The organism is Actinokineospora terrae, assembly GCF_900111175.1.
Classification (GTDB): domain Bacteria; phylum Actinomycetota; class Actinomycetes; order Mycobacteriales; family Pseudonocardiaceae; genus Actinokineospora; species Actinokineospora terrae.
Genome location: NZ_FOGI01000001.1, coordinates 294,140 through 315,306 on the forward strand (window position 1 = coordinate 294,140; position 21,167 = coordinate 315,306).

Below are 21,167 nucleotides of genomic sequence, written 5' to 3' on the forward strand. Positions count from 1 at the left end.
GACCCCCCTTGCCCCTCCGCGCTCCGGGGCCTGCGGCGGTCCCGGGTGCTGTTCGGATTCACCCGGTTCAGGGACAGAAGTTATCCACATGTGGATCTTCGGCGGGGTGCTTTCAAGGTCGTCTGTCGGGGGGTGCCGGTAGAGTGGGACCTGGGACGCCCCCCGGTGAGGGTGGGGGCTGGGCCGGGTCGGGACCGCGTGCGCGCGAGGCGGCTGGGGCGGGGTAAGGGCTCAGGTGGGGGTAAGCGGCTTCGGTGGGGGTAAGCGGTTCGGGCAGGGAAGTGGTTTGGCTAGGGGAAGTGGTTTGGGGGAGGGCTAGAGGCTCAGGTGCGGGGCTTGAGGTTCGGGTGGGGGCGGCGCCGTGGGTGTCGGGGCTTGGTGGGGTGGTCGGGTTACCTGCGGCGTTTGGCGGCGGCGATGAGTTGGGAGCGGAGTTCGGTGCGGGGGTGCTGGTCGCCGGGGAAGAGGAGGGTGGTGTGGGTGGGGGTGGCCAGGACCAGGACGGGGTCGCCGGGGCGGGGGATGTGGATGGGGTTGAAGGAGCGGGTCAGGGTGGTGGGCCCGCCGGGGTGGGTGACCGTGACGGTGGCCTTGGGGGACTCGTGGTCGGCGCCGGTGGCCTGGACGTGGGTGATCTCGCCGGTGTGGCGGGTGCCGTGGGCGATCAGCTCCTCGACCAGGGGGTCGTAGGTCGCCCGCTGCCGGGCCTGGGAGACGAAGAGCAGCGTGCCCGCCAAGGTGCACGACAGCAGGTACGCGCCGATGCCGAGGCGTAGCCAGTCGGTGTCGGGCAGACCGGCGAGGACCAGCGCCAGACCCACGCTCAACGACGTTGCCAGCAGCGCGTAGGGGAGCGCCAGGAACACGGCGGCCAGCAGCACCACCGCGCAGACCACGATCCGCGCGACGAACGCCTCCGCCCCGCCGGTGAGCTGCTCGTACAGCGTCCACCCCGCGAACGCCGCGACGAGGCAAGCCACCACGGCGGCCGGGGTGCGAAGGCGCCTGCGCAGCGCCGAAGGGGGTGGGGGAGGCGGGGTGTCGCGGGGGTCGACGGGCACCGTCAGCTCGGCCATGCGCGGAGCAGATCACGGCGCGCGAACCGGGGCTTGACCGGGGGCGGCTCGTCGGCGATCCTGAAAGGGAACTTTCGAAAGAGTCCTTTCAGATCGGGGTCGTGCGATGGCCGAGCTGCCCGAGCGGATGCGGATCCGCGACGTCGAGCTGATGCGCGCGCTGGCGCACCCGCTGCGGGTCGCGCTGCTGAGCTACCTGATGGCGGTCGGCCCCAGGACGGCCAGCGAGTGCGCGGCGGCGGTCGACTCGTCCGCGTCCAACTGCAGCTGGCACCTGCGGCAGCTGGCCAAGTGGGGGCTGGTCGAGCCGGTCCCCGGCGCGGACGGTCGGGAGCGGCCGTGGCAGCCGACGCAGGTGGGCCTCGAGGTCGGCGAGTTCGACCCGGACCCGGCGATCCGGGGCGCGCAGCTCGCGGTGTTCGGCGCCGCCCTGGGCAACGAGCAGGTCCTGACCCAGCGCTACATCGACGTCGCCGGTGATCTCGACCCGCAGTGGCGGCGGGCCTCGCAGCTCAACCAGTACTCGATGCGCATCAGCCCGGACGAGCTGGCCGCGCTCAACGACAAGATCGACGCCCTGGTCCGCCCGTACGTGTCGACGATCCGCGAGGACGCCCCCGACGACGCGCGCCCGGTCCAGGCCAGTTGGCGGGCGTTCCTGCGCATCGAGGCGGACGGTCGGTCGAGCGAATGAGAGACCTGTTGGGGCGCGGGCCGTTCGCCCGTTTGTGGCTGGCGGGGCTGTTCGAGGAGGCCGCCGAGTGGATGGCGCAGGTCGCGCTGCCGGTCTACATCTACCAGAGCACCGGGTCGGCCGGGTCGACGGCGCTGGCCATGGTCGCCGGATTGTTGCCGACCGTGCTGCTTAGCCCGGTCACCGGCGTGCTGGTCGACCGGTGGGACCGCGGGAAGGTGCTGCTCGGGGTCTGCGTGCTGCAAGCGCTGGTGTTGTTACCGCTGCTGGTGGGGCGGGGGTCCGCGTTGGTGATCGCTGTGCTGGTGGGGCAGTCCGCGGTTGCCTCGGTGTTCGAGCCGACCAGGTCCGCGATGCTGCCCGCCGTCGTCCCCGCCGACCGGTTGACCGCCGCGAACGGCCTGATGGGCTTCAACAGCAGCGTCGCGCGACTTGCGGGCAGCGCCCTCGGCGGGATCGTGCTCGGCGCTTTCGGCTTGGAGTGGGTGATTGTAGGCGCGGTGGGGGCACTGGCCGCGGCCGCGGTGCTGCTGCTGCCCGCGATGCCGGGGTCGTCCGTGGTGGTCGTGCCCGCGGCGGTGTTCCGGCAGTGGCTGGCGGGCGTCGCCGAGTTCGGTCGCGGTCCACTTCGGACTCTAGGGGTCAGCCTGGTGCTGGTTTCCCTTGCGCAGGGGATGTTCCTGGTGCTGTTCGTGGTCTTCGTGACCGGTCCGCTCGGCGCGGGAGAGGCCGAGGTCGGACTGCTGCGCGGAGTCCAGGCGATCGGTGGCCTCGCGGCCGGGATCGCCCTCGCGACCGTGGTCCGCGGCGCGCGCCCGGGCACCCTGCTCGGCTGGGGCGGCGTGGCGTTCGCCGCGCTGTCGGCGTCCATCTGGAACATGCCGTCGATCAGCACCGCCATCACGCTCTACATCGGACTCTTCGCTCTCATCGGCGCCCCTGCCGTGGTCGCCACCACCGGCTCACTGACCCTCCTGCAATCCACCGTCCCCCCGGACCGCACCGGCCGCGTGATGACCACGGCCTTCGCCGGGATGGCCGCCTTCCAGGCCGTCGGCATGCTGGCCACCGGCGCCCTCGCGGAACTCGTCCCCCTCGTGGTCCTACTCGACACCCAAGCGGCCCTACTCCTCGCGGCAGGCGTAGTCGCCCTGGTCGGCCTGCGTAAAAGCACCCGACGCCACGACGTGGTCCTGGCATAGTCACCGCCATGATCCACACCGGTGGCGGCCCGGCATGAAGCTCGTGGCGGAGGACTACGGCGGTGGCGGGCCGGTACTGGTCGCCCTGCACGGCACTTTCGGCACCGGCGCCACGTTCCACCGCCTGGCCGCGGACCTGCGGGGACGCGTCCGCGTCATCGCGCCCGACCAGCGAGGCCACGGCCGCACCGGCCCTGCCTCCCGCTACACGCTCGCCGACTTCACCGCCGACGCCGCGGAGTTCGTCGACGGCCTCGACCTCGGCCCGGTCGTCGTCCTCGGCCACTCGCTGGGCGGGCTCATCGCCTTCCACCTGGCGGCCCGGCACCCGGCGCTGGTCCGCGCCCTCATCGTCGAGGACGCCGCGGCCATCAACTCCGCCACACTCGACGTCACCGACTGGCCCACCTCGGCTCCCACCCGGGAAGCCCTCGCGGCGGCCCTGGTCGAGCGCGGCATTCCCGACCCCGCCTACTTCATGCAGAGCGCGGTCCCCACTGACGCGGGCGGCTGGCGGTTCCTCTTCTCGTGGTCGGACATGACGACCGTCCAGCGAGAGGCCCTGGGCGACTGGTGGCCGGACTGGCTGGCAGGCACGCGGCCCACCCTTCTCCTGCGGGGCGCGCGCAGTCCGCTGCTGTCCGCCGCCGAGGCCGACGAGATGGTCACCCGGCGCCCCGACACGGTGCTGACCACCTTCGCCGAGTCCGGCCACTGGATCCACGACGACGAGCCCGCCGCGTTCGCCGAGCGGGTGGCTGCCTTCGTGGACGGGCTAGGTCGTCGGTAGGTAGCGCGGGGCGTGGCGGATCGGGTAGGCCTTCTCGAAGGCGGCTGCCAGGGAGAGGATCTTGGCGTCCGACCACTGGGGGCCGATGAAGGAGAGGCCGATGGGGAGGTGGCCCACGTAGCCCGCGGGGACGGTGGTGGAGGGGTAGCCGGAGGCCGCGGCGGGGGTCGAGGTGCCGAGGATGTAGGCGTCGCCCGCTGTGTAGTCGGTGGGCCAGGCGGGGCTGTTGGTGGGGGCGATGATGGCGTCGAGGTGGTGCGCAGCGAGGGTTTCGTCGATGGAGCGCCGGGCGAGGGTCGTGGTGGTCTGGCGCTGCCTGCGGTAGGTGGGGTCATCGGGGCCGGGGGCGGTCGCGGCCTGTTCGAAGAGTTCCTGGCCGAACTTGCTCAGCTCCACCGGGTCGCGGCGGTTGAAGTCGACAAGAGCCTGGATGGTCTGCGGTGCCCGCGGGCGGTGCTGGAGGTAGATCGGAAGGTCACGGGCGATCTCGGTGATGAGGGCGGGGAACTCGACCTCGGCGATCTCGGCCTGGTACGGCAGGTCAACGTCTACCACCGTGGCACCCTGCGCGCGGAGGAGCGACACGTTGCGCTCCACGATCCGGTCCACGTCCTTGTCCACGCCCGCGTTACGCCAAACGCCGATCCGAGCGCCACGGAGTGCGCGCGGCCGGATAGCGCTGGCGTAGTCGGTGGGCTGAGTGCTCGGGTACGCCAGGGTGGCCTTATCGCTGCGGTCACGGCCCTGAAGCACAGACAGGGTAATCGCGACGTCCTCGACGTTGCGGGCCATCGGGCCTGCCGTGTCCTGCTCCAGCGAGATCGGAACCACACCGGTACGGCTAACCAGGCCCAGGCTGGGCTTGTGTCCCACGATGCCGTTCGCGGCCGAGGGGCACACGATCGAGCCGTCCGTCTCCGTGCCGATGGCCACCTGCGCGAGACTCGCCGCGACGGCCGCACCGGAACCGGACGACGACCCACACGGGTTGCGGTCGAGCACGTAAGGGTTGTTGGTCTGCCCACCGACCCCCGACCACCCCGACGTCGAGTGGGTGGAGCGGAAGTTAGCCCACTCGGACAAGTTGGCCTTACCGAGCACCACCGCCCCCGCCTGCCGCAACCGCGCTACCAGCGTCGCGTCAGCCGATGGGGGAGACCCGAGCAGTGCGCGCGAACCGGCGGTGGTGGTTAGTCCACGCGTGTCGATGTTGTCCTTCAGCAGGACCGGGATGCCGTCCAACGGCCCTCGGCTGTGACCGGACCGACGACGCTGGTCGCTCGCCTTGGCCTGCGCGAGCGCGGTGTCGTCGACCTTCAGGACCGCGTTGACCTTCACGTCCACGGTCTTGATCCGGTCGAGGTAGGTCTGGGTCAACCGGACGGAACTAAGCGAACCCCGGTCCATCAACCGCTGGAGTTGCGGGATGGTCGCCCGGTCCAGGTCGAAGCCAAGAGCCGGGCTCGCCGTCGCCACCTCGCCGGGCAGCACCGTGGACAGCAGGGTCAGGCCGAGGATCGCGATCAATCGCTGCACGCGCACCCGGGTGATTCAAACCTGGACCGCGGGCCACGTCAACGACTCCCGGTTGCCCGTTGGGGAAGCCGCCCGTTCCCCCACCGACGGCGCGGCGCGGGTGTCCGCGCCGACCCGGGCGCGCGATAGTCGACCGCAGGTCAGCACACGCGGGAGGCGCGGTGATTCACGAGGTCGACCTGTGCCTGCGGCGGTTGGTCCGCGACGACGCCCTGCTCGGCGGCGACGTGGACGTCGCGTTCGAGGCGCCGACCAAGGACTGGGCGTCGCGCCGCAACGCGCCCACCGTCAACGTCTACCTCTACGACGTGCGCGAGGACATGCGCCGTAGGCAACGCGGGCTGCACAACGAGTACACCGACGGCGTGGTCACCGCCCGCCACATGCCACCCCGCTACTTCAAGCTCTCTTACCTCGTCACCGCGTGGACCCAACGCCCGGAAGATGAGCACAGGCTCCTGTCGTCCCTCTTGAGTCGATTCCTGCGCTATGAGGCGATCCCGGCGGAACTCCTCGAAGGTACCCTTGCCAGCCTCGGTCTCCCCCTGCCGATGACGGTCGCCCTACCGCCACCGGAGGACCGTGCCTTCGCCGATGTGTGGTCCGCGCTGGGTGGCGAACTCAAGCCGTCACTCGACATCGTCGTGTCCGCGCCTATGGAGACCGGACGCGTCTTCCCAGCAGGCCCACCCGCCAGCGAGGGTGTTCGCCTGGAGGTCGGCGGCGATCACGCGGTCGCGCACAACGTGCCCCAAGACAGCACACCCGGCCATGTGCCGGAGCGGGTCGCGATGACCAGGGTCCGGAGGGGGCAGCAGTGACCGACACCAGCGTTGTGCACTTGTTCGACCGTCTAGCAGCCTTGGAACAACGCATCCGTGACGCCGTAGCGCTCAGACGCGCCGGTGACCCCAACCCGGATGACCCATTCCGTGGGCTCTACCTGTCCGAGGAAGCCATAGACGCGCTGTTCGCCGATAGCCGCTCACCGTTCCCGCTGCCCGGCGACCTCGACCCGTCAGGCCTGTCCGACCGCTTGACCAGTCTGGTGCCTCTTAGCCCACTGGACACCGAGTTGCTGCTCATCGCCGTGGCCCCCGACATCGATAGCCGCTTCGAGCAGTTCTATGGCTACCTCAACGACGACGTCACCCGCCGCCGCGCCAGCGTCGGACTCGCCCTGCGCCTGTGCGGGGTCCCCGAGGCCTCCGCCCCGGCCAGGGCCAGGCTCGACGCCGACGCCCCGCTCATCACCTCGGGCCTGCTCGTCGTCGACGACCGCGACCGACCCCTGCTGTCCCGCTCACTGCGCGTACCCGACCGCGTCGTGGCCCACCTGCTCGGTGACACCCGACTGGACCCCGGCATCACCGGATTCGCCTCCGTCACCACCGAGTTCGACGCGCTACCGGGCAGCGAACTGCTCGCCAGGGCCTTCGCGGGCGGCGTCCGGTCGGTCTACCTGCGCGAGCAACCCGGTTGCGGTGCCGGGGAAACCGCGGCGGCGGCCCTCGCCGAGGCGGGCTTCGCCGCGCTGACCGTCGACACCGGCCGACTCCCCGGCGACCACCCCGAGGACATCGCCCGCGCCCTGCTGCGCGAGGCACTCCTGCGCGGCGCCGGCATCGTCATCGGCCCGATCGACGCGGACGGCACGCCCTTGCCTCTTAGCCGACTCTCGCACCCGGCTGTACCGACCGTGCTGCACGGGACCGCGGTGTGGGACCCCAGGTGGAGCCCCATGCCGCCGGTGCAACACGACCTCCGCCCGCTCACGGCCGCCACCCGCACGGCCATCTGGCGGGCCAGTCTCGCGGGCAGGCTGGCGCCCGACACCGACCCCGGTGAGGTGACCGCTCACTTCGTGCTCGGCCCCGGCCAGATCCGGCACGCAGCGCACGCCGCCGAGCTGGCCGCCGTCGCATCCGGAAGCGCTGTCCGCGCCGAACACCTCCGGGCGGGCGCACGCGGCCAGAACGCCGCGGGCCTGCAACGCCTCGCGCGCCGCATCGAACCCGCCGTCGGTTGGGAAGACCTCGTACTGCCCGAACCGATCCTCATGGGGCTACGCGAACTCGCCGCCCGTGCCCGCCACCGCGACCGCGTCCTCGACGAGTGGCGCATGCGTCCTGGAGCGGGGCGCGGTAGGGGGGTCACGGGTCTTATGGCGGGGGACTCCGGTACGGGTAAGACCATGTCGGCGGAGGTCATCGCCGGCTCGCTGGGCATGGACCTCTACACGGTCAACCTGGCGACCGTGGTGGACAAGTACGTCGGCGAGACGGAGAAGAACCTGGAACGGATCTTCGCCGAGGCCGCGGGCGTCAACGGCGTCCTGCTCTTCGACGAGGCCGACGCGATCTTCGGCAAGCGCTCCGAGGTCCGCGACGCGCACGACCGCTACGCCAACATCGAGAGCGCGTACCTGTTGCAGCGCATGGAGACCTTCGAGGGCATCGCGCTGCTCTCGACCAACCTGCGCGCCAACCTCGACGAGGCGTTCACCCGCAGGCTCGACGTCGTCGTCGACTTCCCGGTCCCCGACGAGCGGCTGCGCCGACAGCTCTGGGACCGCTGCCTCGGCACCGCCCTGCCCCGCGGCGACGACCTCGACCTCGACTTCCTCGCCGACTCCTTCGAACTGGCAGGCGGCCACATCCGCTCCGCCGCCATCACCGCCGCCTACCTCTCCGCCGACGCCGCCGAACCCGTCTCCATGGCCCGCCTGGTCGGCGCCGTGGCCAGGGAATACCGCAAACTCGGCCGCCTCTGCCTCGAACGCGAGTTCGGCCGCTACCACGACGTGGCCATGGCAGGCTGAGCTCGACCCGAGGCTGTTCCTATCTCACACCCCCGTGTTCGCCTACCGCGAACCCGGCTTGCCTCGCCCCCACTACCCGCCTCAAACCCCGCGCCAACCAAGATCAACTCCGCTGGCCGGGGCCCTCCCTCCCGGGGCCTGGGGGCCCATCTCTGAACTTATCGAACCGGGCGGTTTGTCAATAGGGCCGCGAAAAGGCTGTGGATGGCTCGGGGGGTTGGGGATGGAAGGCCGGCCGGGTCTTCGGGAAGTGCGACTGGCGCGCGAGCCGCTTGAAGGCGCGCCGTGCGTTTCCTGTGGGACGCCGACGGCGGTTCGCCGATCCCGCGGTTGAGGCAGTTTGGGTGACCGCCAGCGGGATGGTGCCGGTGACCGCGATGGCCTAGGCCAGGGCTGGTTGGGTTTGACCAGCGCTACTCGGGACCGGAAGGCCATCACCGGCCGCAGGTCTTCCTGCCGGAAGCAAGCCCTGCGACACCTGCGCCCACCGACCGAGGGCGCTCCGTGGCTGTCCAGCACTACCTGCGTGCCACTTGCCGCCGCATATTCAGTCGCCGCGAACCCCTCCACGGCCCACCGCAAGGCATCCGGCGGCGGGCCAGCACGGCCCCGGCCACGGGTTCGCCCACCCCGAACCCCCGGCACACCCCACCAACCGCCCCGGAGCTTCCCCGCCGCCCGCCGCCCATCGCCCATCGCGATGCCGCCCGCCAGCCCCCGATGCTGCCCGCCAGCCACCCCGGAATCGCCCGCCCCGATGCCACCGCCTCGACGTTGCCCGCCTCAACGCCGCCAACCTGCCCCGCCGCCCGCCTCAACGCCGCCTGCCTCGCCGCCGCCCATCGCGCCGCCGCCCGCCTCGGCGCCGCCCGCCTCGGCGCCGCCTGACTCGGCGCCGCCTGTCCCGATGCCGCCCGACACCGCCCGACTGCCGCGACGCTGGCTGTCCCGATGCCGCCTGCCCGATGCCGCCTGCCTCGACGCTGCGTGCCTGGATGCTGCCCGACTGCCCTGCCGTCGCCTGCCTCGACGTTGCCCGCCCCGACACCGCCCGACTGCGCTGATGTTGCCCGCCCGACACCGCCCGCCTGCCTCGACGTCGCCCGCCCCGACGTCGCCCGACTGTCGCGACGCTGCCTGCCTCGGTGCTGCCCGCCTTGATGCCGCCCGTCGCCCGGCCCGGAGTCGCCTGCCGATCAAGATCCACTCCGCGGCCGGGGCCCTCCCTCCCGGGGCCCGGGGGCCCATCTCCGAACCTATCGAGCCGGGCGGTTTGTCAATAGGGGGTGGGCGGGGGCTGTGGATGGTTCGAGGCGTTGTGGACAAACGAACGTCGGCGGGGGCGTGGCCAGGGAGGGACTGTCGCGTGTGGAGAGTGACGAGGGCGCCTGAAGCGGCCATCGCGCGGTGGTCACGGCGTGTGTCTGGCGTACCCGCACGGGAAGTCGCGCGTGGCTGCCTCTTCGGGCAACCGGTGTTACCCCCCGGCGCCGTCGGGTGGCCCTGGGAGGCAGTGGGTATGCGCCGCCAGTATCGGATTCGTCAGCGGTCGACTCCTTGGAGGCAGGTCATGCCCAATTACCTCTCGCCGGGTGTGTACGTCGAGGAGGTGGAGTCGGGGTCTCGGCCGATCGAGGGAGTCGGGACCGCCGTCGCCGCCTTTGTCGGGCTCGCCGAGCGCGGTCCGCACGACGAGCCGACGTTGGTCACGAACTGGGGGCAGTTCACCCAGACCTTCGGCGGTTTCCTGGAGGGCGGGTACCTGGCGCAAGCCGTCTTCGGCTACTTCCTCAACGGGGGCAGCACCGCGTACGTCGTGCGGGTCGGCGCGGGCGGCCGGAACGGCGGCAACGGCAACGGGTCCGCCCCGCCGCCCGCGCAGGCCGAGATCGGCAACTACCGCATCGCCGCGAAGCAGCTGCCGGGGGGCCGCGCCGAGGAGATCACCGTCGAGGTGACCCACCCGACCGAGGAGGGCGCGCCGGAGGACCGGTTCACCCTCGTGGTCAAGCAGGGCGGCAAGGTCGTCGAGACACACACCGCGACCACCAAGCGCGGCAAGGAGAACGTCGTCACCGTCGTGCGCGAGAAGTCGGCGCTGATCACCGTCGAGGAAGTCGCCAGCGGCCAGTTGGCCAAGCCCGACCGCGGAACCGTCGTGCTCGCCGCGCCGCCCTCCGCGCCCGCCGAGGCCATCCGCGCCGACGACATCGTCGGCGACGTCGCCGACCGCACCGGCTTCGGCGGACTGGAGATCGTCGACGAGGTCACCATGGTGGCCGTGCCCGACCTGATGGGCCTCTACGAGCGCGACCTGATCGACCTCGACGGCGTCCGCGCCGTGCAGACCGCGATGATCGCCCACGCCGAGCTGATGGGCGACCGGATGGCGATCCTCGACGCCCCACCGGGACTGACCCCGCAGGGCGTCAAGCAGTGGCGCGACGAGGTCAACTACGACACCCGCTACGGCGCCCTCTACTACCCGTGGATCAAGGTCGCCGACCCCGCGGGCGAGGGCACCGTGTTCGTCCCGCCCAGCGGTCACCTCTCCGGGGTGTGGGCGCGCAACGACGGCACCCGCGGCGTGCACAAGGCACCCGCCAACGAGGTCGTGCGCGGCGTGCTCGCCCTGCAGAGCGGCGTCACCCAGGCCGAGCAGGCGCTGCTGAACCCCATCGGCGTCAACGTGCTGCGCTCCTTCACCGGCCGCGGCATCCGCGTCTGGGGCGCGCGCACCCTCTCCAGCGACACCGACTGGCGCTACCTCAACGTCCGCCGGCTCTTCAACTACCTGGAGGAGTCGATCCTCAACGGCACCCAGTGGGTGGTTTTCGAGCCCAACGACGACGCGCTGTGGGCGCGCATCCGCCGCACCATCAGCGCGTTCCTGGTCAACGAGTGGCGCAAGGGCGCGCTGTTCGGCACCACCCCGGACGAGGCGTTCTACGTCAAGTGCGACCAGGAGACCAACCCGGCCGAGAGCATCGACGCCGGGCACGTGGTGTGCGAGATCGGGGTCGCCCCGGTGAAGCCCGCCGAGTTCGTGGTGTTCCGGCTCGCGCAGCTGTCCGGTGGCACCAGCCTGGTCAACGAGTAACCGGAAGGCGAGAAGCAGATGGCACTCCCCGATCTCGACACCTCGGTCGGCCACTCCTTCGGCCTTGAGGTCGACGGCATCCAGATCAAGAGCATCAACGAGGTCAGCGGCCTGAAGATGGAACAGGACGTGATCGAGCTCAAGCAGAACACCGCCGACGGCAAGTACGTCATCAAGAAGCTGCCCGGGCGGCCCAAGGCGGGCGAGGTCACCCTCACCCGCGGCCTCACCGGCGACACCAGCTTCGAGAAGTGGGTCAAGGACGCCCACTTCGGCAAGATGGCCGACGCGCGCAAGGGCGGGGCGATCATCGTCTACGACTACGAGGGCCAGCCCATCAAGCGCTACAAGCTGACCAACGCCTGGCCCAAGACCCTGGAGATCGGCTCCCTCAAGGCGGGCGACACCAGCGTGCTCACCGAGAAGCTCGTGGTCACCTACGAGCAGATGGAAGTCGAGTAGCCGTGCGCCGATCGATGGCGGGCGTCGCCGACCCGCCGCGGCCGAGCGAGCCGCGGCGGGAGCTGCGCACCGAGTTCGCCTTCGAACTGCCCCGCGGCTACGTCGACGACGCGGGCGTCGTCCACCAGGCGGGCACCATGCGCCTGGCCACCGCCCGCGACGAACTCGTGCCGCTGCGCGACGACCGGGTCCGGGAGAACGCCGCCTACCTGACCGTGGTGCTGCTGGCCAGGGTGGTGACCCGCATCGGCGACGTCACCGACGTGCACGCCGGGGTCATCGAGAACCTGTTCGCCGCCGACCTGGCGTTCCTGCAGGACCTCTACCGCAGGGTCAACAGCGAGGGCCACACCAGGGCGGGGGTCCAGTGCCCGCAGTGCGGCCACGGCTTCGCCGTCGACGTCTCCGGTGGGCGCCTGGGGGAATCGTGACGTACGCGGCCGACCGCCTGCACGAGGAGGTCGCGTACGTCGCCTACCACTTCCACTGGCCGCTCGAGGACATCCTCGACCTCGAACACCCCGACCGGCTGCGCTACGTGGCCGAGATCGCCCGCATCAACACCAGGATCACGCAGGGACGGTGAACGCGTTCGATGTGGCCGTGGCGACGCAAACCCGCCCCCGAGGCCCCGCCCGTGGTCCGGGCGGACTGGCGCGCGCTACCCCCGATCCAGCGGGTCGTGCCCGAGCACCCGGTGGTGAACCCGGTGCAGCGGTTCAGCTCCGGGCTCACGGCCTGGCAGAACCCGTCGATGCTGCGCCCCCTGGCACACCGCGTGGGGGAATCGGAACCCGGCGGGGTGGCCGATGTGTTGTCGCCGGTCGACCTGCCGCTCGCCGGGCGCGATCCGGCGGGATTCCGGCCGACTGTGTGGCTGCCGGTGGTGTCCGAGCCGAACCCGCCTGTGGCGCAGCGGTCGGTTGACGAGGCCGCGCTTTCCGGTGCGGGACAGCGTGTGGATGGTGGGGACGTCCAGCGTGCGGCGGATGCGCCAGTGCCGCTGGATGGCGGGGAGCGGCCGGTGGTCCAGCGTGCGGACACTGGGAGCTCGCCGGGGTCGGAGGCGGGCGCGGTTCAGCACACCGGGGATGCGCTGGAGTCTGGGGATCCGCGGCCGTTGGTGGATGGCGGGGACTTGCCGGTCACGCGGACGGACTCGTCAACGGTCCAGCGGGCCGAGGATGGTGGGGACCTCGCCGCCACGCGGTCGGTTCAGCGGGAGGGTGCGGCTGGCCAGGGGGACGCGCCGGTCGTCCAGCCTGTTCTGCAGCTCCCGGTGCCCCACGCGGTATCCACGGACCCGGCTCAGCTGGACCACACCACTCCGAACGACCCTGGCTGGGACCGCCCGATCACCGCTGCGGATCCCGCCACCGACGAGTCCGGTTTGGACCTCCCCACCGTGAGCCGCTCGACCACCGACCACTCGACTGCGGCCCACCCGGCTGCGGATCTCCCGACCGTGGGTCGCTCGAGCTCCGATCACTCGGCCGCGGCCCACCCGGACGCAGACCGCTCGGGAGGCGAGCGCTCGACCGCGGGCCACTCGGCCACAGAGCTCCCGATCGCAGGCCAGTCAGCCGCGGATCTCCCGACCCTGAGTCGCCTGGCCACTGGGCATTCGACCGCCGCTCATGCGGGCGTGGACCACTCAGTAGGTGGGCACTCGACCGCAAGCCAGTCGGCTGCGGACCTCCCGACCGTGAGTCGCTTGGCCACTGGGCAGTCGGCTGCGGGTCACTCGGCCGCGGACCTTCCGACCGTGGGTCACTCGGCCGCCGAGCACTCGGCTGCGGCCAGTCCGGGCGTCGACCACTCGACTGTGGATCGCCTGACCGTGGGGCGGGAGGCCATCGACTCATCGGCCACTGGGCACTCGGCGGTCGATCACCTGGGCAGGGGCCGCTCGACTGTCGAGCACTCTGCCGCGGATCTTCCAACGGTGAGCCGGTCAGTCACCGAGCCCTCGGCTCGTCCGGGCGCGGATCACTCGGTGGGCGAGCGGTCGGTCGTGGATCGCTCGACGGTGGGTCGTTCGGCTGCCGATCACTCGGGCGGGGGCGACTCGGCGGGTGAGGACTCGGTCGCGGCTCTTCCGATGGTGAGCCGCTCGGTCATCGAGCCCTCGGCTGCGGATCGCCCGGGCACGGAGCACTGGGTAGGCGAGCAGGCGACCGCCGATCGCCCGACTGTGGGGCGTGAGGTCGCCGATCACTCGGGCGGAGGCGACTCGGTGGGCGAGGAGACGGCCGCGGACCTTCCGACCGTGAGCCGCTCGACTGCCGAGTATTCGGCGGCCGAGCACCCGGGTGCGGGCCGTGCGGCAGGTGGGCGCTCAGGCGCGGACCTCCCGGCTGTCAGTCGGTCGACTACCGAGTTCTCTGCCGCCGGTCACTCGGGCGCGGGCCACTCGGCTGTGGATCGGCCGACCGTTGGTCAATCGGCCACTGAGTACTCGGCTACCGGCCACTCGGCTGCGGATGGTCCCTCGGTGGGGCGTGAGGCAGGCGGGGACTCGGCCGGAGGTCATGTGGCCGCGGATCTCCCGACGGTGAGCCGCTCAGTTGCCGGATCCTCGGCTTCGGCTCACCCGGGTGCGGATCACCTGACTGCGGGGCGTGGGGTCGCCGACCACGCGGGTTCGGATCGGCTGGTGGGCGGGCAGTCGGCTGCGGATCTCCCAGCGGTGAGTCGTTTGATCGCCGGGCACTCGGGCGTGGAGCACTGGGCTGGCGGGCAGTCGGCCGCGGGGCGTTCGGACACGGACTACTCGGGCACCGACTACGTGGCTGGCGGGCAGGCGGCTGTGGATCGGCTGACTGTGGGGCGCGAGGGCGCTGAGCACTTGGCGACCGATCGCTCGGCCGCGAGCCAGTCGATCGGCGACCATCCGGTCGTCCAGCCGCTTGGGCTGGGGGCGCCGGTTCAGCGGCAGGTCGTCCAGTCGGGGCAGTCCGGGACTCCGGTGGTTCAGCGGCGGCTCGGGCTTGGGGCGCCGATCGACCCGGCGATCGGTCGGCCGAGTCTCCAGGACTCCACGGGCCCGCTCGTCCCGGCGCCGCACGAGGACCTCCAGGTCGTCCCTGTCTCCCGGGCCGCAGATCCCACTCCCGCGCCGAGCGACGTGCCGACCCTCCAGGACTCCCCGAGCCAGCTCGCCCCGGCGCCGCACAAGGACCTCCCTGTCTCCCGGGCTGTGGACCCCACTGACGTGCCGACCCTCCAGGACTCCCCGAGCCTGCTCACCTCGGCGCCGCACGAGGACCTCCAAGTCGTCCCCGTCTCCCGGGCCGCAGATCCCACCCCCGCGCCGAGCGACGTCCCAACACTCGGTACCCCGATGATCCCCAGGCAGTACCCCACCCGACCCGACCCGCCCGCGGTGCAGCGCGCCCCGGACTTACCCACCGCCGCGCCGCCGACAGCGGTCCAGCACGTCGCGCGGCGGCCCGTCGACCTCGTTCCCGCGGTGCAGCGCGTGGACGACCCACCAGCACCGCCACCGGAGCCCGAGCCCGCCCCGACACCCGAGGCGGCGCCACCCCCGGTGGTCCAGGCACCCGCTCCCGCGGCGGTGTCCACGGCGGCGCCCGCGTCCGGGGCGCCGCCGGAGACCGTTGCGGAGGAACTGGTGCGCAAGCTGTTCGACCCGTTGCTGCGCAGGCTCAAGACCGAGCTGCGGCTCGACCGCGAACGCCGCGGCCGGGTGACCGACCGGTGGCGTTGAGAGCGAGGGGGGCGTGATGACCAGCATCGAGGAGGCCGTCGCCGTCTGCTACGTCGTCAAGATCGACGACGAGAGCCTCGGCGCGTTCAGCAGTTGCGACGGGCTGGGCTGCGAGTTCGTCATGGAGCAGCGGGAGGAGGGCGGCAACAACGGGTTCGTCTGGCAGCTGCCGACCAGGATCAAGTACGGGAACGTGAAGTTCTCCCGGCCAGTCACCGCCGACAGCGCCAAGGTCACCGCGTGGATCGCGGGCATGGCGGGCGGCATCCGGCGCAAGACAGCCACCATCGAGGCCAGGACGCTGGCGGGCAAGGTGATCGCGCGCTGGTCGCTGGTCGACGTTGTGCCGGTGCGCTGGACCGGGCCGCAGCTGTCCGCCGACTCGCCGAAGGTGGCGACCGAGACGCTGGAGCTCGCCCACCACGGGTTCCTCGGCCGGGGGGCGTGATGGGCTCCCCGATCACCTTCACCTCCGCCGGGTCGCCCGCCTCGGCCAACTACGGCGCGGGCGCGCCGCCGAACCTGCAGCGCGCCAAGCTCTCGGTGCACAAGCCACCGCAGGCGGGCAGCACGGCCAAGCCGGGCGCGCTGATGTTCGACATCCCGTTCCAGTTCAACCCCAAGGAACTGTCGCTGTCGAAGAACGCCAAGTGGAAGCGCGACGAGCAGCGCAACGCCAAGAAGAGCGGGCCGCCGGAGTTCAAGGGCGCCGACCCGGTGAAGCTGGCCCTGGAGATGTTCCTCGACGCCACCGACACCATGGACGACAAGGTGGTCAAGACCGTGGAGAAGGTCTTCGGCTGCTGCGTGGCCACCGAGGAGAGCAGGCAGAGCGGCAAGGGCTCGCCGCCGTGGGTGGTGTTCAAGTGGGGCGGGATGACCGGGTTCCCCGCCTACGTCGCCAGCGTCACCGCCAAGTACACCCTGTTCACCCCGGCCGGGGTGCCGGTCCGCGCGGTGTGCACGGTCAACCTGGAGGAGATCTCCGGCGAGCAGGGCGGCCAGAACCCCACCTCCGGCACCCGCGCGGTCCGCTCCACGCACACCCTCGTCGCGGGCGACACGTTGCAGTCGGTGGCCTTCGCCGCCTACGGCGACCCCCGGTTCTGGCGCGACATCGCCGAGCTCAACGACATCGACGACCCGATGGTGCTGCGCCCGGGCACCCGGCTGCGGGTGCCCGCGCTGGAGGAGATCTCCCGTGGCCAATGAGAGCTTCGCCAACTCGCTGGTCGTGGCCGTCAACGGGCAGCCGCTGCCCGCCGACGTCAAGGCCATGCTGGCGGTGGCCTACGTGGACGACAGCAGGAACCTGCCGGACATGTTCGTGCTGCGCTTCCGCGACCCGGGCGGTGTCGTGCTCGGCAAGGCCGGGTTCAAGGTGGGCGCGCCCGTGGAGCTGAAGGTGCAGACCGCCGACCCCGGTGGCCCGCAGCCGCTGATGAGCGGCGAGGTCACCGCGGTGGGCCTGGACCTCGACCGCACCGGCACCTTCACCGAGGTCCGCGGCTACGACCACGCGCACCGGCTCTTCCGCGGCAGGCGGGTCGCGGTGTACCCGGAGATGACCGTGGCCGACGTGGTCCGCAAGGTCACCACCAGGGCGGGCCTGCAAGCGGGCCGGATCGACGACGTCAAGGGCTACGGCGGCACCCCGCACACCCAGTTCGGCCAGGACAACGTCAGCGACTGGGAGTTCCTGTCGCGGCTGGCCGACGCGGTCGGCGCGCAGATCGCCGTGGTGGACAAGAAGCTGGACTTCCGGCTGCCCGAGCAGCCCGCCGCCGCGCCGGACCAGTCCGCGAAGGCCGCCACCGACCCGCTGGTGCTGGAGGCGCACCGCAACCTGCTGTCGCTGCGCGCCGGGGTGACCGCCGCCGAGCAGGTGCCGAAGGTGGAGGTGCGCGGCTGGGACGTGCAGGCCAAGCAGGCGATCACCGCCACCGAGCCCCCCAAGCACGCGGGCATCGAGGTCCCCGGCGCCGACCCGGTCAAACTGGCCTCCGGGTTCGGCAGCCCGCCGCTGGTGGCCACCACGACCAAGGGCACCCAGGGCGCGGCGACGGCGATGGCCAAGGGCCTGGCCGACGAGTTCGGCAGCGCCTGCGTGGAACTCGACGGCGTCGCCAAGGGAAACCCGAAGCTGCGCGCGGGCGCCCAGGTGTCGCTGGCCAACGTCGGGGAACCGTTCGCGGGCAAGTACACCCTCACCAACACCAAGCACCTGTTCAGCGACGAGGTCGGCTACACCACCGAGTTCTCCGTCTCCGGCAGGCAGGAACGCTCCTTCTACGGCCTGGCCTCCGGTGGCCGCGGCGGCGGCAGCGGCGGTCACGGCGGGCTCGTCACCGGCATCGTCAGCGACGTGCGGGACCCGGCGAAGCTGGGCCGGGTGAAGGTCACGTTCCCGTGGCTGGCGCAGGACTACACCAGCGGCTGGGCGCGGATGACCGAGTGGGGCGCTGGCAAGGACCGCGGCGCGATGATGCTGCCCGAGGTCGGCGACGAGGTCGTGGTCGGCTTCGACCACGGCGACTTCGACGCGCCGTTCGTGCTCGGCTCGCTGCACAACGGCAAGGACACCGTGCCCAAGTTCAGCAAACCCGTGCTGGACGAGGGATCCGGCGAGGTCGCGGTGCGCGGGTTCGTCTCCCGCAAGGCGCACAAGCTCGAGTTCGTGGAGGCCGACGGCATCACCATCGCCACCGGCGACGGCAAGTTCGTCATCCGGCTGGACCAGACCAAGCAGACCATCGAGATCACCAGCGGCAAGGAGATCTCGGTGAAGGCCACCAACGGCATCACCGTCGACGCCGGGCAGGGGCCGTTGCAGCTCACCGGCCAGACGGTGAAGGTCAAGGCCACCACCGAGTTCACCGCCGAGGGCGCCACCGTGGCGGTCAAGGGGCAGGGACAGGCCGAGTTCAGCGCCAGCGGGGCGGTCACCGTCCGCGGCGGCATCGTCAAGATCAACTGAGTCAAGATCGGCCGAGGCGCAGTCAAGATCGACCGAGTACGCAGACGAGATCAACCGAGTGAGGATCGAGCAGGGGAGGCGAGATGCCACCAGCGGCGCGGATCGGGGATCCCACCGGCCATCCGGGCACCGTCACCGGGCCCGGGGTGCCGACCGTGCTCATCGGCGGCAAGCCTGCGGCCACGGTGGGCGACATGCACGCCTGCTCGTTCCCGCCGCCGCCACCGCACCCGCCGACCCCGATCGTCCCGCCCGGCTGCCCGACGGTGCTGATCGGCGGCAAGCCCGCGGCCCGGATGGGTGACATGTCCGGCTGCGGGGCACCCATCATCGTCGGCTGCCCGACTGTCCTGATCGGAGGGTGACGTGGAGTTCATCGGCAGGGGCCTGGCGTTCCCGGTGCGCACCGACGCCACCGGGTCGGTGGCGCTGGTCGGCGGGGACCGGGAGATCGTGGAGAGCATCCGGTTGATCCTGGGCACCTCGCCGGGGGAGCGGCCGATGCGCCCGGAGTTCGGCTGCGCCATCCACGACCTGGTGTTCGCCCCGGCGGACGCCGCCACCGCGGGTCAACTCGCCTACGAGGTGCGGATCTCGTTGGAGCGGTGGGAGCCGCGGATCACCCTCGACGACGTGGTGGTCGGGTTCGACGCGGTCGACGAGGGCATGCTGCTCATCGACATCCGCTACACGCTGCGCGACCGCAACGACCCGCGCAACCTCGTGTTCCCGTTCTACGTCATCCCGCAGCACGACCCGGTCGCGCCGCCCGCCGACCGCACGCCTGGGCTGCCGGGTGCCGAGCAGCGGGCCCTGTCCTCCTCGGCGCGGGAGGGCCTCTGATGGGCATCCCGATCCCGAACCTGGACGACCGCCGGTTCCAGGACCTCGTCGACGAGGCCAAGCGGCGGGTGCAGCAGCGCTGCCCGGAGTGGTCCGACCACAACGTGTCCGACCCGGGCGTGACGCTGATCGAGACCTTCGCGTTCATGGTCGACCAGCTGATCTACCGGGTCAACCGGATCCCGGAGCGGTCCTACCTGCGGTTCCTCGACCTGATCGGCGTCACCCTGTTCCCGCCCGCCGCGGCGCGGGTGCCCGCCACGTTCCGGTTGTCGGCGCCGCAGGAGAACCCGGTGTTCGTGCAGGCGGGCAGCCAGGTGGTCACCCAGCGCACCGAGGTGTCCGACCCGGTGGTGTTCACGCTGGAGCGCACGGTGGAGATCCGGCCGTGCACGTGGACCAGGCTGGCCACCTCTTCCGGTGACCGGCCGCCGGTGGACCGCACCGACGACATCGTCGACGACCGCAACCCGCTGCTGTTCGGCACCAGGCCGCAGCCGGACGACACCATCTACTTCGGGCTCTCCGACCCGGTGCCCGGCGGCCTGGTGCTGCTGCGGATGCAGTGCCAGGTCGAGGGGGTCGGCATCGACCCGAAGGACCCGCCGCTGGTCTGGGAGGCGTGGGACGGCGACCGGTGGGCGCCCTGCCAGGTCGCCCACGACACCACCGGCGGGTTCAACACCGCGGGCGATGTCGAGCTGCACCTGCCGGAGAACCACGCGGCCTCGGTGGTCGGCGTGCACCGCGCGGGCTGGATCCGCTGCCGCGCCACCGCTCCCGAGCCGGGGCAGCCGTTCTACCAGGCGTCGCCGACCCTGCGGACCGTCACGGCGTCGACCATTGGCGCCACCGGGTTCGCCGTGCACGCCGAGGTGGTGCGCGACGAGGTCATCGGGGTGTCCGAGGGCGTTGCGGGGCAACGGTTCCCGCTCGCCCGCCGCCCGGTCGTCGCCGGGGACCCGCTGGCGGTGGAGATCGGCGCCGACGACGGCTGGCAGGAGTGGACCGAGGTCGGCTCGTTCGCCGACTCCGGCCCCGACGACCGGCACTTCACCGTCGACCGGGTCGCGGGCGAGGTCGTGTTCGGCCCCGCGATCCGCCAGCCGGACGGGGCGTTCCGCTACTACGGTGCCGTCCCGGCGAAGGCCGCCGCGATCCGCGTCCCCCAGTACCGCACCGGTGGCGGCCGGGGCGGCAACGTGGCCAGGGGCATGCTGGCGGTGCTGCGCGACCCGGTCCCGTTCGTCAGCGGGGTCACCAACCACCGGCCCGCCAGCGGGGGAGTGGACGGCGAGTCGGTCACCGACGCGGCCATCCGCGGCCCGCTGACCCTGCGCACCCTCGACCGCGCGGTCACCGCCCAGGACTACGAGGCGCTCACCAGGAGCGCGTCCCCGCAGGTCGCCCGGGTCCGCTGCGCCACCGATCCGAGCAGCCCCAACGGGGTCAGGGTGCTGGTCGTGCCCGACATCCCCGACACCGGGGAACTGGCGTTCGCCTCGCTCAAGCTGCCCGACCGGATGCGCGACGAGGTCGAGCGCGCTTTGCGGGCCCGCCGCTGCCTCGGTGCCCGGGTCGTCGTCGAACCGCCGTTCTACCAGGGCATCACCGTCGTGGCCCAGCTGCGCGCCCGCCCCAAGGTCGTCTCCGACACCCTCGCCGCGCGCGCCACCCAGGCGCTGCACGACTACCTCAACCCGGTCACCGGCGGCCCGGACGGCGACGGCTGGCCGTTCGGCAGACCGGTGCAGGAGGGCGAGATGTTCGCGGTGCTGCAACGCCTGTCCGGGGTGGAGATGGTGGAGAGCGTGCTGCTCTTCGCCGCCGACCCGGTCACCGGCGCCCGCGGCGACATCGTCAAGCGCATCGACATCCCACCCGACGCCCTGGTGTTCTCCTACGGGCACCAGGTCAGAGTGACGAGGAGCTGACG

At 71.7% G+C, this 21,167-nt stretch carries 20 protein-coding genes; 16 read left to right on the plus strand and 4 right to left on the minus strand.

All coding sequences use genetic code 11. The features are described 5' to 3' along the window. Positions 1–392: 392 nt before the first annotated feature. Positions 393–1,076 (minus strand): hypothetical protein, encoded by a 684-nt coding sequence (locus tag BMY07_RS01230; protein ID WP_092774514.1) that lies wholly within the window; start codon positions 1,074–1,076, stop codon positions 393–395. A gap of 106 nt (positions 1,077–1,182) precedes the next feature. On the opposite strand from BMY07_RS01230, the gene BMY07_RS01235 reads away from it, so the two are divergent. Genes BMY07_RS01235 through BMY07_RS01245 form a run of 3 tightly spaced genes read left to right on the plus strand, consistent with a single transcriptional unit; the run spans position 1,183 to position 3,762 of the window. Then, entirely contained in the window at positions 1,183–1,770 is a 588-nt protein-coding gene (locus BMY07_RS01235; RefSeq protein WP_092774515.1) for an ArsR/SmtB family transcription factor, read from the plus strand. Further along, positions 1,767–2,972 (plus strand): MFS transporter, encoded by a 1,206-nt coding sequence (locus tag BMY07_RS01240; RefSeq protein WP_092774516.1) that lies wholly within the window; start codon positions 1,767–1,769, stop codon positions 2,970–2,972. The genes BMY07_RS01235 and BMY07_RS01240 overlap by 4 nt, the downstream gene beginning before the upstream one ends. Positions 2,973–3,006: 34 nt before the next feature. Continuing rightward, positions 3,007–3,762: an alpha/beta fold hydrolase gene (locus BMY07_RS01245; RefSeq protein ID WP_092774517.1), complete on the plus strand. Its 756-nt coding sequence runs from the start codon at positions 3,007–3,009 to the stop codon at positions 3,760–3,762. On the opposite strand, the gene BMY07_RS01250 is transcribed toward BMY07_RS01245, so the two are convergent. Next, on the minus strand, positions 3,748–5,298 hold the full coding sequence (locus BMY07_RS01250) for an amidase (RefSeq protein ID WP_092774921.1): 1,551 nt from the start codon (positions 5,296–5,298) through the stop codon (positions 3,748–3,750). The genes BMY07_RS01245 and BMY07_RS01250 overlap by 15 nt on opposite strands. Before the next feature lie 161 nt (positions 5,299–5,459). On the opposite strand from BMY07_RS01250, the gene BMY07_RS01255 reads away from it, so the two are divergent. Both BMY07_RS01255 and BMY07_RS01260 read left to right on the plus strand, forming a co-directional pair. Beyond that, the gene (locus tag BMY07_RS01255; RefSeq protein WP_092774518.1) at positions 5,460–6,119 is read left to right on the plus strand and encodes a Pvc16 family protein; all 660 of its coding nucleotides are present in this window, start codon (positions 5,460–5,462) and stop codon (positions 6,117–6,119) included. Further along, positions 6,116–8,119, plus strand: a complete 2,004-nt coding sequence (locus BMY07_RS01260; RefSeq protein ID WP_092774519.1) for an ATP-binding protein — start codon at positions 6,116–6,118, stop codon at positions 8,117–8,119. The genes BMY07_RS01255 and BMY07_RS01260 overlap by 4 nt, the downstream gene beginning before the upstream one ends. 783 nt (positions 8,120–8,902) lie before the next feature. Here the strand turns inward: BMY07_RS01260 and BMY07_RS34040 are convergent. Beyond that, complete coding sequence (locus BMY07_RS34040; protein ID WP_177215372.1) at positions 8,903–9,040, minus strand: hypothetical protein; 138 nt, start codon at positions 9,038–9,040, stop codon at positions 8,903–8,905. A gap of 649 nt (positions 9,041–9,689) precedes the next feature. On the opposite strand from BMY07_RS34040, the gene BMY07_RS01265 reads away from it, so the two are divergent. The 4 genes from BMY07_RS01265 to BMY07_RS01280 are packed head-to-tail and all read left to right on the plus strand — an operon-like array spanning position 9,690 to position 12,267. Next, on the plus strand, positions 9,690–11,219 hold the full coding sequence (locus tag BMY07_RS01265) for a phage tail sheath family protein (protein WP_092774520.1): 1,530 nt from the start codon (positions 9,690–9,692) through the stop codon (positions 11,217–11,219). An 18-nt stretch (positions 11,220–11,237) separates the two neighbouring features. Continuing rightward, complete coding sequence (locus tag BMY07_RS01270; RefSeq protein ID WP_092774521.1) at positions 11,238–11,681, plus strand: phage tail protein; 444 nt, start codon at positions 11,238–11,240, stop codon at positions 11,679–11,681. A gap of 2 nt (positions 11,682–11,683) precedes the next feature. Further along, a complete protein-coding gene (locus tag BMY07_RS01275; RefSeq protein WP_218150559.1) occupies positions 11,684–12,112 on the plus strand; it encodes a hypothetical protein in 429 nt (142 codons plus the stop codon). Continuing rightward, positions 12,109–12,267 carry a DUF6760 family protein gene (locus BMY07_RS01280; RefSeq protein WP_092774522.1) on the plus strand — a complete coding sequence of 53 codons (159 nt, stop codon included), beginning with the start codon at positions 12,109–12,111 and terminating at the stop codon, positions 12,265–12,267. The genes BMY07_RS01275 and BMY07_RS01280 overlap by 4 nt, the downstream gene beginning before the upstream one ends. Positions 12,268–12,843: 576 nt before the next feature. Here BMY07_RS01280 and BMY07_RS35810 read toward each other — a convergent pair. Then, complete coding sequence (locus BMY07_RS35810; protein WP_281245014.1) at positions 12,844–12,969, minus strand: hypothetical protein; 126 nt, start codon at positions 12,967–12,969, stop codon at positions 12,844–12,846. 1,401 nt (positions 12,970–14,370) lie between these two features. Between BMY07_RS35810 and BMY07_RS33335 the strand changes: the two genes are divergently transcribed. From BMY07_RS33335 to BMY07_RS01315, 7 genes are all read left to right on the plus strand, one after another. Then, positions 14,371–15,411 carry a hypothetical protein gene (locus BMY07_RS33335; protein WP_143073295.1) on the plus strand — a complete coding sequence of 347 codons (1,041 nt, stop codon included), beginning with the start codon at positions 14,371–14,373 and terminating at the stop codon, positions 15,409–15,411. A gap of 16 nt (positions 15,412–15,427) precedes the next feature. Continuing rightward, positions 15,428–15,859, plus strand: a complete 432-nt coding sequence (locus BMY07_RS01290; protein ID WP_092774524.1) for a phage tail protein — start codon at positions 15,428–15,430, stop codon at positions 15,857–15,859. Further along, entirely contained in the window at positions 15,859–16,623 is a 765-nt protein-coding gene (locus BMY07_RS01295; RefSeq protein WP_092774923.1) for a CIS tube protein, read from the plus strand. Before BMY07_RS01290 ends, BMY07_RS01295 begins: the two co-directional genes overlap by 1 nt. Beyond that, a complete protein-coding gene (locus BMY07_RS01300) occupies positions 16,613–18,388 on the plus strand; it encodes a VgrG-related protein (protein ID WP_092774525.1) in 1,776 nt (591 codons plus the stop codon). The genes BMY07_RS01295 and BMY07_RS01300 overlap by 11 nt, the downstream gene beginning before the upstream one ends. Before the next feature lie 83 nt (positions 18,389–18,471). Then, on the plus strand, positions 18,472–18,753 hold the full coding sequence (locus tag BMY07_RS01305) for a PAAR domain-containing protein (RefSeq protein ID WP_092774526.1): 282 nt from the start codon (positions 18,472–18,474) through the stop codon (positions 18,751–18,753). Between the two features lies 1 nt (position 18,754). After that, positions 18,755–19,231, plus strand: coding sequence for a GPW/gp25 family protein (locus BMY07_RS01310; protein WP_092774527.1), 477 nt, complete (start codon positions 18,755–18,757; stop codon positions 19,229–19,231). Continuing rightward, positions 19,231–21,165 (plus strand): putative baseplate assembly protein, encoded by a 1,935-nt coding sequence (locus BMY07_RS01315; protein WP_092774528.1) that lies wholly within the window; start codon positions 19,231–19,233, stop codon positions 21,163–21,165. The genes BMY07_RS01310 and BMY07_RS01315 overlap by 1 nt, the downstream gene beginning before the upstream one ends. The last annotated feature ends 2 nt before the right edge of the window (positions 21,166–21,167 follow it).